Source organism: Kluyvera genomosp. 2, from assembly GCF_036759865.1.
GTDB lineage: Bacteria > Pseudomonadota > Gammaproteobacteria > Enterobacterales > Enterobacteriaceae > Kluyvera > Kluyvera ascorbata_B.
Window position 1 is genome coordinate 27,455 of the sequence record NZ_JAPKIA010000013.1, and the last position, 13,739, is coordinate 41,193.

Genomic DNA, 13,739 nt, shown 5'->3' on the forward strand with positions numbered 1-13,739 from the left:
GACACGTATTGAAATGAAAAGTAAAACAATTCTCATCACGAACTGTCGTAACGAAGATCGCGATACGATATAACATATAGATTCTTGTTTTTACAACTCAGGCCGGAATGAGCACTTTTAAACCATTAAAAATACTGACTTCGCGCCGCCAGGTGCTGAAAGCCGGATTGGCTGCGCTCACGCTGTCAGGGATAGCTTCCCACGCGGCAGCAAAAGACACCACCTTAAAAACCAGCAATGGTCACAGTAAGCCGGCGAAAAAAACATCAAGCCGTCGGCTGGTGATGCTGGATCCAGGCCACGGCGGTATTGATACCGGCGCAATCGGCCATAACGGTTCGAAAGAAAAGCATGTGGTGCTGGCGATTGCCAAAAACGTTCGCGCTATTCTGCAGAAAAACGGCATCGATGCTCGGCTGACCCGCTCGGGCGATACCTTTATTCCGCTGTACGATCGGGTTGAAATCGCCCATAAGCACGGCGCAGATTTGTTTATGTCAATTCACGCAGATGGTTTTACTAACCCCTCTGCCGCAGGCGCGTCGGTCTTCGCCCTCTCCAACCGCGGGGCCAGTAGCGCAATGGCAAAGTATCTGTCGGACCGTGAAAACGCCGCTGATGAGCTGGCGGGCAAGAAGGCCAAAGACAAAGACCATCTTCTGCAGCAGGTGCTGTTCGATCTGGTACAGACCGATACCATCAAAAACAGCCTGACGCTCGGCTCGCACGTGCTGAAGAAAATTAAGCCAGTGCACAAGCTGCACAGCCGCAGCACCGAGCAGGCGGCATTTGTGGTTCTGAAGTCGCCGTCGATTCCCTCCGTGCTGGTCGAAACCTCCTTTATTACCAACCCGGCCGAAGAGAAGCTGCTGGGCACCACGGCATTTCGACAAAAAATCGCCGATGCTATCGCTTCGGGCATCATCAGCTACTTCCACTGGTTCGATAACCAGAAAGCCCACGCGAAGCGACGCTGATGACCATTAACGTCGATCAGGTTAAAGCCTTTCTGCTCGGGCTACAGGACGAGATATGCCGCCAGCTTGCACAGCTCGACGGCGGCGCATTTATCGAAGATAGCTGGCAGCGCGATGCCGGCGGCGGCGGCCGTAGCCGGGTGCTACGCGACGGCGCCGTCTTTGAACAGGCTGGCGTCAATTTCTCCCACGTACATGGCGACGCGATGCCCGCCTCCGCAACGGCGCACCGCCCGGAGCTTGCCGGGCGCAGCTTCGAGGCCATGGGCGTATCGCTGGTCGTTCACCCGCGTAATCCGTATGTGCCGACAAGCCATGCCAACGTGCGTTTCTTTATTGCCGAAAAACCGGGTGCTGAGCCAGTGTGGTGGTTCGGCGGCGGCTTCGATTTAACCCCTTACTACGGTTTTGATGAAGACGCCGTGCACTGGCACACCGTCGCGCGCGACCTGTGCCAGCCGTTTGGCGATGACGTCTATCCGCGTTATAAAAAGTGGTGTGACGACTACTTCTATCTTAAGCACCGCCAGGAGCAGCGCGGCATTGGCGGCCTGTTCTTTGACGATCTGAATACGCCAGACTTTGCCCACTGCTTCGCCTTTATGCAGGCGGTAGGAAACGGCTTTACCGACGCCTACCTGCCCATCGTCGAGCGTCGCAAAGCGATGGCTTATGGCGAGCGCGAACGCGATTTCCAGCTCTACCGCCGCGGGCGCTACGTTGAGTTCAATCTGGTGTGGGACAGAGGCACGCTGTTCGGCCTGCAGACCGGCGGGCGCACGGAGTCCATTCTGATGTCGATGCCGCCGCTGGTGCGCTGGGAGTATAACTACCAGCCGGAAGATGGCAGCCCAGAAGCAGCGCTGAGCACTTTTCTGAAAGTTCGCGATTGGGTCTAGTTACGCATTTTTCCTCAAGTTACGCCATCCGGAATGACGATACTGAATTATCGGATGGCGCGTCATCGCTGCGCGCACAGTCTCCTCCACATCACAATGCCCGGAGCAGTACTCATGGATGATGATCGCGTTGCATGTAGAAATCCTGATTGTTCACACCGTATTCTCCCCACCACAGCGGCACGTACAGATGGATATTGTATTCCCTGTGTTCGAGCTCGTGAAAAACAGGAATACGATGATTACATCAAAAAAAATCGGAAAACGGTAAACATATTCGAGGGCATTAGCGATCCGGTCGAGATGTTAAAACGGGTTCACCTACCGCCGGCTAACGATCCACTCATTTTCTGGGTGCCATGCCCTGTCGCCACCGATACGCTTTACCAGCAACTCACCCCCAGCCAGGCCAGCGAAATGGCCTGCCACGCTGAAGCGCTATTCGATAACGACGAATACGAGCAAGCACAAGAGATTTGTCTTTGTCTGGCCGCATTTACTGAGGCGAATCTGGATAATTGTTTGCGCCAATGGGTTGAAGATGAAGAGGACTTCGACTGCTATCCTGCCTTCCCCTTTCATCGCGCCCCTGCCGATGTTCGCGATACGCTTTTACAACGCGTTGAATACGATGAAGAAAACCGCAGCAATCTACTTTGCGCTCTCGCCTGGATTGGTGATTCAGCCGTCGTCGAACGCTTTAACCACTGGCGGCAAACGCCGCCAACATGGCGTCATTCCCTCTACATCCCGCCAGAGGATTACGCGCGCACCGCAGGGTGGGAATTAACGCAATCAGGCGGTCGACGCAATCTCTACTTCCCGCAATGCATTCATTTAACCCGGCAACCCAGCACAGCCTCTCGCCCGTTCAGCACCATTATAAAACAGGGCGAAAATTGCCCTCACTGCCATCTGCCGCTGATTAATCTATTTGAAATCGCGCCTGACGCTCTGGGTATCAATAATTGGCCTGGCGCACTGCGTATGATGACCTGCGAGTGCTGTTCCGTTTATCACCCTGTTTACAGCCAGATTGATGACAAGGGCAAGCCGCAATTACACCCCAAAAACCCGCTCTCAGCACTTGCCGTTGAAAATGCGAAAGATTGGTGCCCGTTGCCCATCAACGGATTATATCCCGCCGAAGATCGTCTGCCATTATTCGCCGCAGATGAACTGCTGCCGACAACGTTCTCGCAGATTGGCGGGCATCCCACCTGGGTTCAGGATGCGGAATACCCGCAATGCCCTGAATGCAGCCAGACAATGACGTTTATTGCGCAGATTGATTGCCACGATATAGATACTTATCTTGCTGGAATGCTTTATGGATTTATTTGCCCTTCATGTAAAACAACGGCAACAACCCATCAGCAAACATAACCCTATGAGCATTCATTAGAAAATACAGAACAACATAATAGACATAAAGATGCGGCTGGCTTTTTTTCGCAAAAAGAAAGGGTTAAGTTTTAATGGAGCACAACATACCCATCGCAGATACGGAAAGCGCCAGGTGGTACCATCACCTGGATATGAGCCTCGCGGGAAGCCTGATCGCCTTTGTGATGGAGGTTTGCTTTCACGATAAAATCTTTATCCCCCACAGTGGCGGGGCAAGTTTTGGCTTAATTGTACTGCTTATTATCAATATCGCCGCAACCCCGATAGTAATGGCAATAATAGCCCTTATCTGCGCAGTCATCCCTATTCAACGCACGCGTAAGAATTGTATTTTCATGTGCATGATTGCATGTATTTTGACTATTCTTGGGTTATTTATCGCCTATCCGGTCAGGCGTTAACTATTCCTGCAAAAAGGCGCAGGGGGAACCCGCGCCTAATAAGAGATTTAAATGCTTACAGCGGCTGGGTCTGCGCTTCAACTACCGCCAGCGCCACCATGTTGACGATACGGCGTACAGAGGCAATCGGCGTCAGGATGTGAACCGGTTTTGCCACCCCCATCAGCACCGGCCCCACGGTCACCCCTTCAGAGCTGGATACGCGCAGCAGGTTGTAGCTGATACGCGCCGCTTCCATATTCGGCATCACCAGAATATTGGCGGAGCCTTTCAGCGGGCTGTCCGGCATGCGGTCATTGCGGATGCTTTCGACCAGCGCGGCATCGCCGTGCATTTCGCCGTCAATCATCAGCTCCGGCGCGCGCGCCTTCACCAGCTCCAGCGCGTCACGCATTTTGCTGGCCGACGGGCAATCGGAAGAGCCAAAGTTGGAATGCGACAGCAGCGCCACGCGCGGTTCAATACCGAAACGACGCACGCTTTCCGCCGCCATCAGGGCGATTTCGGCGATCTGCTCCGGCGTAGGATCGTTATTGACGTAAGTATCGGCAATAAAGGTGTTGCCGCTCGGCAGCAGCAGCGCGTTCATGGCCCCGGCGGTGTGAACGCCGTCGCGGTAGCCAAACAGCGGCTTAATCACGTTGAAATGCTCGTGGTAGTCGCCGATGGTGCCACAAATCATGCCGTCCGCTTCGCCGCGATGTACCATGATGGAACCAATCGCCGTGGTGTTGCTGCGCATCTCACGCTGCGCCTGCTCCTGGGTAAGCCCACGACGCTTCATCAGGCTGTAGTATTCCTGCCAGTACTCTTTAAAGCGCGGGTCAGATTCATTGTTAACGATTTCAAAGTCAACACCCGGTTTAATCTGCAGCCCCAGCTTCTGAATACGCATTTCAATCACGCTCGGGCGACCAATCAGAATCGGCTTTGCCAGCCCCAGAGTGATCAGCTCCTGCGTCGCGTGCAGCACGCGGGTATCTTCCCCTTCCGCCAGCACGATGCGCTTCGGCTCTTTGCGCGCCTGCGAGAAGATAGGCTTCATAAACAGGTTGGTTTTATAGACGAACTCGCTCAGTTTTTCGATGTAGGCATCGAAATCAGCAATCGGGCGCGTCGCGACGCCAGAGTCCATCGCCGCCTTAGCAACGGCCGGGGCGATCTTCACGATCAGGCGCGGATCGAACGGTTTAGGAATGATGTATTCCGCGCCAAAGCTCAGATCCTGATCGCCGTAGGCGGAAGCCACCACTTCGCTCTGCTCGGCATGGGCCAGCTCAGCGATAGCGTGAACGGCCGCCAGCTTCATCTCTTCGTTGATGGCCGTCGCGCCGACGTCCAGCGCGCCGCGGAAGATGAACGGGAAGCACAGGACGTTGTTAACCTGGTTCGGGTAGTCGGAACGGCCGGTACAGATGATGGCGTCCGGGCGCACTTCTTTGGCCAGCGGCGGCAGTATTTCCGGTTCCGGGTTCGCCAGCGCAAGGATCATCGGCGCGCGGGCCATCTTCTTCACCATCTCCTGGGTCAGCACTTTCGGGCCAGAGCAGCCAAGGAAGATATCCGCGTCGGCAATCACATCGTCCAGCGAGCGTTTGCCATTATCTTTCACCGCATAAGCCGCCTTGGTTTCCGCCATGTTCGGCTCGCGGCCTTCGTAGATAACGCCTTTGGAGTCGCAGACCACAATGTTGTGTTTCTGCATCCCCAGCGCCACCAGCAGGTTCATACAGGCAATCGCTGCGGCGCCAGCGCCAGAAACCACCATGCGAACATCGGAGATATTTTTCTCCACCACGCGCAGGCCGTTAAGAATAGCGGCGGTACTGATAATCGCCGTGCCGTGCTGGTCGTCGTGGAACACCGGAATGTTCATACGTTCGCGCAGCTGCTGCTCAATGTAGAAGCATTCCGGCGCTTTAATGTCTTCGAGGTTGATGCCGCCAAAGGTCGGCTCCAGCGCCGCCACCACGTCGATAAATTTGTCCGGATTAGTCTCATCCACTTCGATATCGAAAACGTCAATACCGGCGAACTTCTTGAACAAAACGCCCTTACCTTCCATCACCGGCTTACCGGCCAGCGCGCCAATATTGCCGAGGCCGAGCACCGCGGTGCCGTTTGACACCACCGCCACCAGGTTGCCACGCGCGGTATATTTGTAGGCCGCCAGCGGGTCTTTTTCAATTTCAAGACACGGTGCGGCAACGCCCGGCGAATAGGCCAGCGCAAGGTCGCGTTGGGTGGCTAACGGCTTGGTGGGAGAGACCTGAATTTTACCTGGAATGGGGAATTCATGGAAATCGAGGGCACTTTGTTTTAATTGGTCGTCCATTTAGGGTTCCTTTCACGTATCGAACTAAAAGGGTGAAGCGCAATTACGTCCTGATGCACTCCCGAAGGGAAGCGCCTAGTATCGCCTGTGGCCGCCCGGTAAACTTTGAAGGCCGCCATACTCTTGCGAACACGCCTGTCTTTGTTATCTATTTATGTCTGACATGTTATCAAGTATCGATAGTAAGATCATGATTTCCAGATATGCTTTTTTGTTATGCCAGCCATAACCTAATGGCTATGGGCAAAGCGTCTGGCCATTTCCTGGCATCATCATGCCTTACCGCGATAATGTTCAGCCATCATCCTGAATAGCTAAATTAATCATTACGTTGATAGGCTAGACGCACGAGGATATAGGGGGAATGCGCCGTCATCAGGCGGCGCAGAGGAAGGGAAAAATGTTAGCCGGAAACCCACTGTGTTGCCCAGGCGTCTGGCCCCTGCCAGTTATCACACTGCGGCTGCGCGGCGTAGCGCACCAGGCGAAAACGCTGGCCGTCGTAGCGCCAGCGCGTTTGTACACCGCAGTCGGCAAGGCCGCGGCCTTTTTCAAGCGTCACCAGCTCGCGGCTTTTTTCGTTGTACGTGAGATTGACCAGCTCAATATCACGCCCTTCGCTGCCGGAAGGCACGAACGGCAGACGCAGGCGAATCGGCGTCGTCACAAACGGTTTTTTTCGCGACACCAGCCAGGCACGGTAGAAGGTGTTATAAGCGCCAGACTCGCAGCTGGTCATGATCAGCGCCTTATCATCGGTCAGCGCCGTCACCCACACTTCACGACGCAGGGGGTCGAGTGAACACTGCACGTTGTTCATCCGCCAGGTGGCAAAATCCAGCAGGTCGTTGTACTCATCATGACCCAACGGCGTCGGCGCGGCATTCACTTTTGCCACCGCCTTGAGCGCCGGCGCGGGCGGCACGCTGAGCGGGGGCTCGTCGCCTTTTCTTACCCACGCGGTTTCATTGCCCACCCGTTTTTGGCGCGCGTCGATAAACAGCAGTGCCGCCTTCAACCCCTGCAATGAAATGACCTGAACGCCCCTCGCCAGGGTCATCGCGTGGGCATCCTGAATCAGCTGCAGGAAAGCATCGATCGTGGCGCTATCGCCGGTCGTCAACAGCTTCGGCTGAACTTTCCAGCGTTCACCATTCAGCTTCAGCGGCTTACCGTCAAGCAGCAACCGCGGTTCAATCGCCGGTACGGTCGCCACCGGATTAACCAGCCCGCCCAGCTCAATGCGCAGCTGCGCATCGGTATGCGCCCCGGCGCTACGACTTAACGTCATCACCAGCCCATAGTGCAGGCCTACGTTGCGGGTCACGCAGAAATTTTGATTATTGCAGGTGACTAACCAATCGGAGAAAAGCTGCTGCGCCGGCGCCGCCCACGTCGACGACGTCGGGAGCCACCCGATGCAGAAGATAAAAAGGAAAACGCGGTAACGCATGGACGGTACAACCCCAGAAGAAAAAAGCATCAACTTACCGGGGCTATCCTGGATGACGAAGCGGCAACCCTCAATCGGATTTATCGGATTGAGCTACAGGCAAAATTACGCCATCAGGCCGGATGCATGAAGATACTGAAGTAAAATCACCGTCTTACCGTCGCAAATTTCGCCGCTGCGCACCTTTTCCAGCGCCTGGGAAAACGGCAGTTCCAGCACGTCAATATCTTCATCATCGACCCCGCCGCCGGCGTTATCGCGCAGGCGGTCATCGTATTGCGCGATAAAGAAATGGATGATTTCGGTCACGCCGCCCGGCGACATATACAGCTGAAAGACCTTACGTACGTGACTCACCTGGTAGCCGGTCTCTTCGATGGCCTCTTTGCGGATGCAGGTTTCCGGATCGTCGTCGTCGAGCAGCCCGGCGCAGGCTTCAATCAGCATACCGTCGGCATTGCCGTTCACCCAGGTTGCCACGCGGAACTGGCGCACCAGCACCACGCTCTTTTTTTGGCTGTTGTACAGCAGCACCGTCGCGCCGTTGCCGCGATCGTAAACTTCACGCTTATGGCGCACGACCGTACCGTTTTTCTGGGTTAAATCGTAGGTAATATTGCGCAGGACAAAGTAGTTGTCAGAGAGGATTTGATCTTTGATGACGTTGATATTAAGGGACATGTGGGCTCCACGGCGATAACGCTTTCGCGCCATATTACGCCGTGAAGCCCGGGTATCGTCAATGCGCGCGAGTCACTTTTACGCCCAGCCAGTCGAGGATCCCCTGCGCCGCATGGCGCCCTTCCGCCATGGCCGTCACCACCAGGTCGGCCCCGCGCACCGCATCGCCGCCGGCAAAAATTTTGGGGTTCGAGGTCTGATAGCGATAGCGCGAATGCACGTTCGCACGAATGCGTCCCCAGTCGTCCACCTCAACGCCCTGCGCGTTCAGCCATGGCATGCTGTGCGGATGGAAACCAAACGCCATGATCACCGCATCGGCAGGCATCACAAACTCGCTGCCGGGAATGGGTGTCGGGCGTCGACGCCCCTGGCCGTCCGGTTCGCCGAGCTGAGTCCGCAGGAAGCGCACGCCGCACACGCGGCCGCTGGTATCCAGTTCAAGGGTCACGGGCTGGACGTTGAATTCAAACTCGGCCCCCTCTTCCTTAGCGTTTTTGACCTCTTTTTTCGAACCCGGCATGTTGGCTTCATCGCGACGATAGGCGCAGGTCACTTTTTCTGCCCCGTGACGCAGTGCGGTACGCACGCAGTCCATCGCCGTATCACCGCCGCCGAGCACGACCACGTTCAGCCCCTGGGTGTTGATATACGGTTCATCAGGTAACTCGCCGAGCCCCATCACCTGCTTGGTGTTGGCAATCAGGAACGGCAGCGCGTCATACACGCCGGGCGCGTCCTCATTCGGCAAGTTGGCCTTCATGGAACGATAGGTCCCCACGCCGACGAACACTGCGTCGTAGTCATTCAGCAGCGTGTCCAGCGTGATGTCTGCGCCAATCTCGCAGTTCAGCTCAAAGCGGATGCCCATCTCGGTGAAAATTTCACGGCGGCGGGCCATCAGCGATTTATCCAGCTTGAACGCCGGAATGCCAAAGGTCAGCAGGCCGCCGATTTCCGGATGGCGATCGAATACCACCGGCTCAACGCCCTGGCGCACCAGAATATCGGCACACGCCAGCCCCGCAGGCCCGGCACCGATAATCGCCACCCGCTTGCCGCTGCTGACAACATTGCCGATATCCGGCCGCCAGCCTTTGGCCAGCGCGCGATCGGAGATATAGCGTTCAATATTACCGATGGTCACTGCACCGTGTTCGTCACGGATAGTACAAGCCCCTTCGCAGAGTCGGTCCTGCGGGCAAACGCGGCCGGTAATCTCCGGCAGCGGGTTGGTCTGATGCGACAGCTCCACCGCCGCATCGATATCGCCAGCGTTCACCCGCGCAATCCACTGTGGAATATGGTTGTGCAGCGGGCAGGTCCATTCGCAGACGCTGTGCTCGCCGCAGCTCAGGCAGCGCGAGGAGGCCTGCTGAGCCTGATCTTCACGCAGCGGCAAATAGATTTCGCCAAAACCGGTTTTACGTTCCGCCAGGTTGAGTTTATCAGCTTCGCCGCGCGCGGGCGTTTGCGCCATCTGCTGCACCTTGCTGCGCTGCGCGATTGGCGCTACGGCCCGGGTATCGCCATGCCACGGCTGCGCTTCGCGACAGGCCGTCTGCAGACGACGGGTGCGGGCAATCTCAGTTAACTGCTGGCTGGTCATCAGCTGCAGCGCGTCTGCCGGACAGTTTTCCACGCAGGCCGGTCCACCCGGACGTGTCTGACAAAGGTCACATTTGTGCGCGGTGGCTTTGACACGGCCATCGGCTGCGGGTGCCAGGACTATCTGCATGGTGCCAAACGGGCAGGCGACGGCGCAGGATTTACAGCCAATACACTTTGCCTGATCGACCTGGATGGCGTCATCGACCTGACGAATGGCGCCATTCGGGCAGCTGCGGGCGCAGGGGGCGTCCTCACAATGATGGCAGGTCGCAGCGCCACGTTGTTGATTCATTTTGACGACCGTGATGCGCGGCAAAAACTGCGCGACGTCGAGCACATGTTGCTCATCGTTATGCGACATCACACAGGCCACTTCACATGCTCTACATCCAATACATTTTTGGCTATCCACCCGAATAAAACGGTTCATACTCTCTCAGCCTATGGTTATAAAACCTTATATTTATAAGCCCTATTTATTAGCCGAGGAGCTACCGTACAGGCAATGTCCATTTGTCCAGAATTCGCGACTATTTGTCGGTTAGCTGTGGCAGATCAAAAAATTTCATCTTAAATGAAATTACGTTTCATTGGCTTTAAGCCGCTTACGTCATGCTATGCAAAGCTTTCGTAAAAGCGGCATGATAATTTACATTATCTCCTTTTTTTCTCCACGATTGCTGAGAGCCTTACGGCTACAGTGTTTCTCGCAATTCTGTACGTAAAAAAAATGAACAACACGAGGTTTGGATCCTGATGGCGAATTTCTTCATCGATCGCCCCATTTTTGCCTGGGTGCTGGCAATTCTGCTATGCCTTACCGGGGCCCTGGCGATTTTTTCTTTACCGGTAGAGCAATACCCCGACCTCGCTCCTCCCAACGTTCGCGTGACGGCGAACTATCCCGGCGCGTCCGCGCAAACGCTGGAGAATACCGTAACGCAGGTTCTCGAGCAGAATATGACCGGCATCGATAACCTGATGTATATGTCATCCCAGAGCAGCGCCACCGGTCAGGCCAGCATTACCCTCAGTTTCGTCGCCGGTACCAACCCGGATGAAGCGGTACAGCAGGTGCAAAACCAGCTACAAACCGCGATGAACAAACTCCCGCAGGCGGTACAAAATCAGGGCGTAACGGTACGTAAAACCGGGGATACCAATATTCTGACCATCGCCTTCGTCTCTACCGATGGCAGCATGGATAAGCAAGATATTTCCGACTATGTCGCCAGTAACATTCAGGATCCGCTTAGCCGCGTCGACGGCGTGGGCGATATTGACGCCTACGGTTCCCAATACTCCATGCGTATTTGGCTCGACCCGGCCAAGCTCAATAGCTATCAGATGACGGCTGCCGACGTTACCAGCGCGATTAAATCCCAGAACGCGCAGATTGCCGTCGGGCAGCTAGGCGGCACGCCGTCGGTTGATAAACAGGCGCTGAACGCAACCATCAACGCCCAGTCGCTGCTGCAAACGCCGCAGCAGTTCCGTAATATCACGCTGCGCGTCAATCAGGACGGTTCAGAAGTGACGCTGGGCGACGTCGCCACCGTCGAAATGGGCGCCGAAAAGTATGACTACCTTAGCCGCTACAACCGTAACCCGGCCTCTGGTCTGGGGATTAAGCTTGCCTCCGGGGCTAACGAAATGGCCACCGCCGAGCGCGTGATTCAGCGTCTGGATGAACTGAAGGCCTACTTCCCGCACGGGCTGGAATACAAAGTCGCTTACGAAACCACCTCCTTCGTGAAGGCGTCGATTAAAGACGTGGTGAAAACGCTGCTGGAAGCCATTCTGCTCGTGTTCCTGGTCATGTATCTGTTCTTACAGAACTTCCGTGCAACGCTGATTCCAACCATCGCCGTGCCCGTGGTGCTGATGGGAACCTTCTCGGTGCTGTACGCCTGTGGCTACAGTATTAACACCCTGACGATGTTCGCCATGGTGCTCGCCATCGGCCTGCTGGTAGATGACGCCATCGTGGTGGTAGAAAACGTTGAGCGTATCATGAGCACCGAAGGGCTCTCGCCAAGGCAGGCCACGCGAAAATCAATGGGCCAGATTCAGGGGGCGCTGGTCGGTATCGCCATGGTGCTGTCGGCCGTGTTTATTCCGATGGCCTTCTTCGGCGGTACCACCGGGGCTATCTATCGCCAGTTTTCCATTACGATCGTTTCGGCCATGGTGCTGTCGGTGCTGGTGGCGATGATCCTTACGCCCGCGTTGTGCGCCACTCTCCTTAAGCCTGTACATAAAGGCGAAACCCACGGCACGAAAGGTTTCTTCGGCTGGTTCAACCGCAGCTTCGACGCCAGCGCGCGTCGCTATGAATCCGGCGTAGCGAAAATTCTGCATCGCAGCGTACGCTGGATGCTGATTTACGTCGTGCTCCTCGGCGGAATGGTGTTCCTGTTCCTGCGTCTGCCCTCTTCTTTCCTGCCGCTGGAAGACCGCGGAATGTTTACCACCTCGGTACAGCTACCCAGCGGTGCAACCCAGCAGCAGACGCTGAAGGTGGTTGAGAAAGTCGAAGACTACTTCTTTAAAAATGAGCCGGACAACGTTACCTCTATCTTTGCGACCATCGGCTCCGGCCCGGGCGGTAACGGCCAGAACGTGGCGCGTATGTTTGTGCGCCTGAAAGATTGGGACCAGCGCGACAGCACTACCGGCACCTCATTTGCCATTATCGAGCGCGCCACCAAAGCGCTGAACAAAATCAAGGAAGCGCGCGTCTACGCCAGTAGCCCACCGGCCATCAGCGGCCTGGGCAGTTCCGCAGGCTTCGATATGGAGCTTCAGGACCACGGCGGCGCCGGACACGACGCGCTGATGGCGGCACGCGACAAGCTGCTTGAGCTGGCGGGCCAGGACCCGCAGCTGACCCGCGTGCGCCATAACGGCCTCGACGACAGCCCGCAGCTGCAAATCGATATCGATCAACGCAAAGCGCAGGCGCTGGGCGTCTCTATCGACGACATCAACGACACGCTGCAAACCGCATGGGGCTCAAGCTACGTGAATGACTTTATGGATCGCGGGCGCGTGAAGAAAGTCTACGTGCAGGCCGCGGCGAAATACCGCATGCTGCCGGACGATATCAACCTGTGGTATGTGCGCAACAGCGCGGGCCAGATGGTGCCCTTCTCCGCCTTCGCCACCTCTCGCTGGGAAACGGGCTCACCGCGTCTGGAACGCTATAACGGCTATTCGGCGGTAGAGATTGTCGGCGAAGCCGCGCCGGGCGTCAGCACCGGTACGGCAATGGATGTCATGGAGAATCTGGTGCAGCAGCTGCCTTCCGGCTTTGGCCTGGAATGGACGGCGATGTCTTACCAGGAACGCCTCTCCGGCGCGCAGGCGCCGGCGCTGTACGCTATTTCACTGCTGGTGGTGTTCCTGTGTCTGGCGGCGCTGTATGAAAGCTGGTCGGTGCCATTCTCGGTGATGCTGGTTGTCCCGCTGGGAGTTATCGGCGCGCTGCTGGCCACCTGGATGCGCGGCCTGGAGAACGACGTCTACTTCCAGGTAGGGCTCCTGACCGTCATCGGGCTCTCGGCAAAGAACGCCATCCTGATTGTTGAATTTGCCAACGAAATGAACCAGAAAGGCGAAGACCTGATGTCGGCAACGCTCGAAGCCTGCCGCCAGCGTCTGCGCCCGATTCTGATGACGTCGCTGGCATTTATCTTCGGCGTGCTGCCAATGGCGCTCACCACCGGCGCGGGCTCAGGCGGCCAGCACGCGGTAGGCACCGGCGTAGTTGGCGGGATGATATCCGCCACGGTGCTGGCTATCTTCTTCGTGCCGCTGTTCTTTGTGCTGGTGCGTCGACGCTTCCCGCTGAAAGAAAAGCAGGAATAAGTCCTCAGCCCCTCGCAGGAGGGGTTCACGCAGCCACAAAAAAAGGCGACACAGGATGTCGCCTTTTATCTTTATGTGATGCTTATACTCTGTACTGCAAACAAC

At 56.3% G+C, this 13,739-nt stretch carries 9 protein-coding genes; 5 read left to right on the forward strand and 4 right to left on the reverse strand.

The genetic code is table 11. The annotated features are described in order from the left end of the window. Positions 1-107 precede the first annotated feature (107 nt). From amiA to V6942_RS15060, 4 genes are all read left to right on the forward strand, one after another. The gene (gene amiA / locus V6942_RS15045; RefSeq protein WP_106924160.1) at positions 108-977 is read left to right on the forward strand and encodes an N-acetylmuramoyl-L-alanine amidase AmiA; all 870 of its coding nucleotides are present in this window, start codon (positions 108-110) and stop codon (positions 975-977) included. Beyond that, a complete protein-coding gene (hemF, locus tag V6942_RS15050; protein ID WP_333501419.1) occupies positions 977-1,876 on the forward strand; it encodes an oxygen-dependent coproporphyrinogen oxidase in 900 nt (299 codons plus the stop codon). Before amiA ends, hemF begins: the two co-directional genes overlap by 1 nt. A 114-nt stretch (positions 1,877-1,990) precedes the next feature. After that, the gene (locus V6942_RS15055) at positions 1,991-3,262 is read left to right on the forward strand and encodes a DUF1963 domain-containing protein (RefSeq protein ID WP_333501420.1); all 1,272 of its coding nucleotides are present in this window, start codon (positions 1,991-1,993) and stop codon (positions 3,260-3,262) included. A gap of 92 nt (positions 3,263-3,354) precedes the next feature. Then, complete coding sequence (locus V6942_RS15060) at positions 3,355-3,684, forward strand: hypothetical protein (protein WP_182930683.1); 330 nt, start codon at positions 3,355-3,357, stop codon at positions 3,682-3,684. Between the two features lie 55 nt (positions 3,685-3,739). On the opposite strand, the gene maeB is transcribed toward V6942_RS15060, so the two are convergent. The 4 genes from maeB to aegA all read right to left on the reverse strand — a co-directional run bounded on the left by maeB (position 3,740) and on the right by aegA (position 10,194). Then, a complete protein-coding gene (gene maeB / locus V6942_RS15065) occupies positions 3,740-6,019 on the reverse strand; it encodes an NADP-dependent oxaloacetate-decarboxylating malate dehydrogenase (protein WP_333501421.1) in 2,280 nt (759 codons plus the stop codon). A 403-nt stretch (positions 6,020-6,422) separates the two neighbouring features. Then, positions 6,423-7,472: a DUF1176 domain-containing protein gene (locus V6942_RS15070; protein WP_106924157.1), complete on the reverse strand. Its 1,050-nt coding sequence runs from the start codon at positions 7,470-7,472 to the stop codon at positions 6,423-6,425. A 105-nt stretch (positions 7,473-7,577) separates the two neighbouring features. Then, the gene (gene nudK, locus V6942_RS15075; RefSeq protein ID WP_106924156.1) at positions 7,578-8,153 is read right to left on the reverse strand and encodes a GDP-mannose pyrophosphatase NudK; all 576 of its coding nucleotides are present in this window, start codon (positions 8,151-8,153) and stop codon (positions 7,578-7,580) included. A 58-nt stretch (positions 8,154-8,211) separates the two neighbouring features. Further along, the gene (aegA, locus tag V6942_RS15080; protein ID WP_333501422.1) at positions 8,212-10,194 is read right to left on the reverse strand and encodes a formate-dependent uric acid utilization protein AegA; all 1,983 of its coding nucleotides are present in this window, start codon (positions 10,192-10,194) and stop codon (positions 8,212-8,214) included. Positions 10,195-10,520: 326 nt separating this feature from the next. Between aegA and acrD the strand changes: the two genes are divergently transcribed. Continuing rightward, positions 10,521-13,634 (forward strand): multidrug efflux RND transporter permease AcrD, encoded by a 3,114-nt coding sequence (acrD, locus tag V6942_RS15085; protein ID WP_106924154.1) that lies wholly within the window; start codon positions 10,521-10,523, stop codon positions 13,632-13,634. Positions 13,635-13,739: the final 105 nt, after the last annotated feature.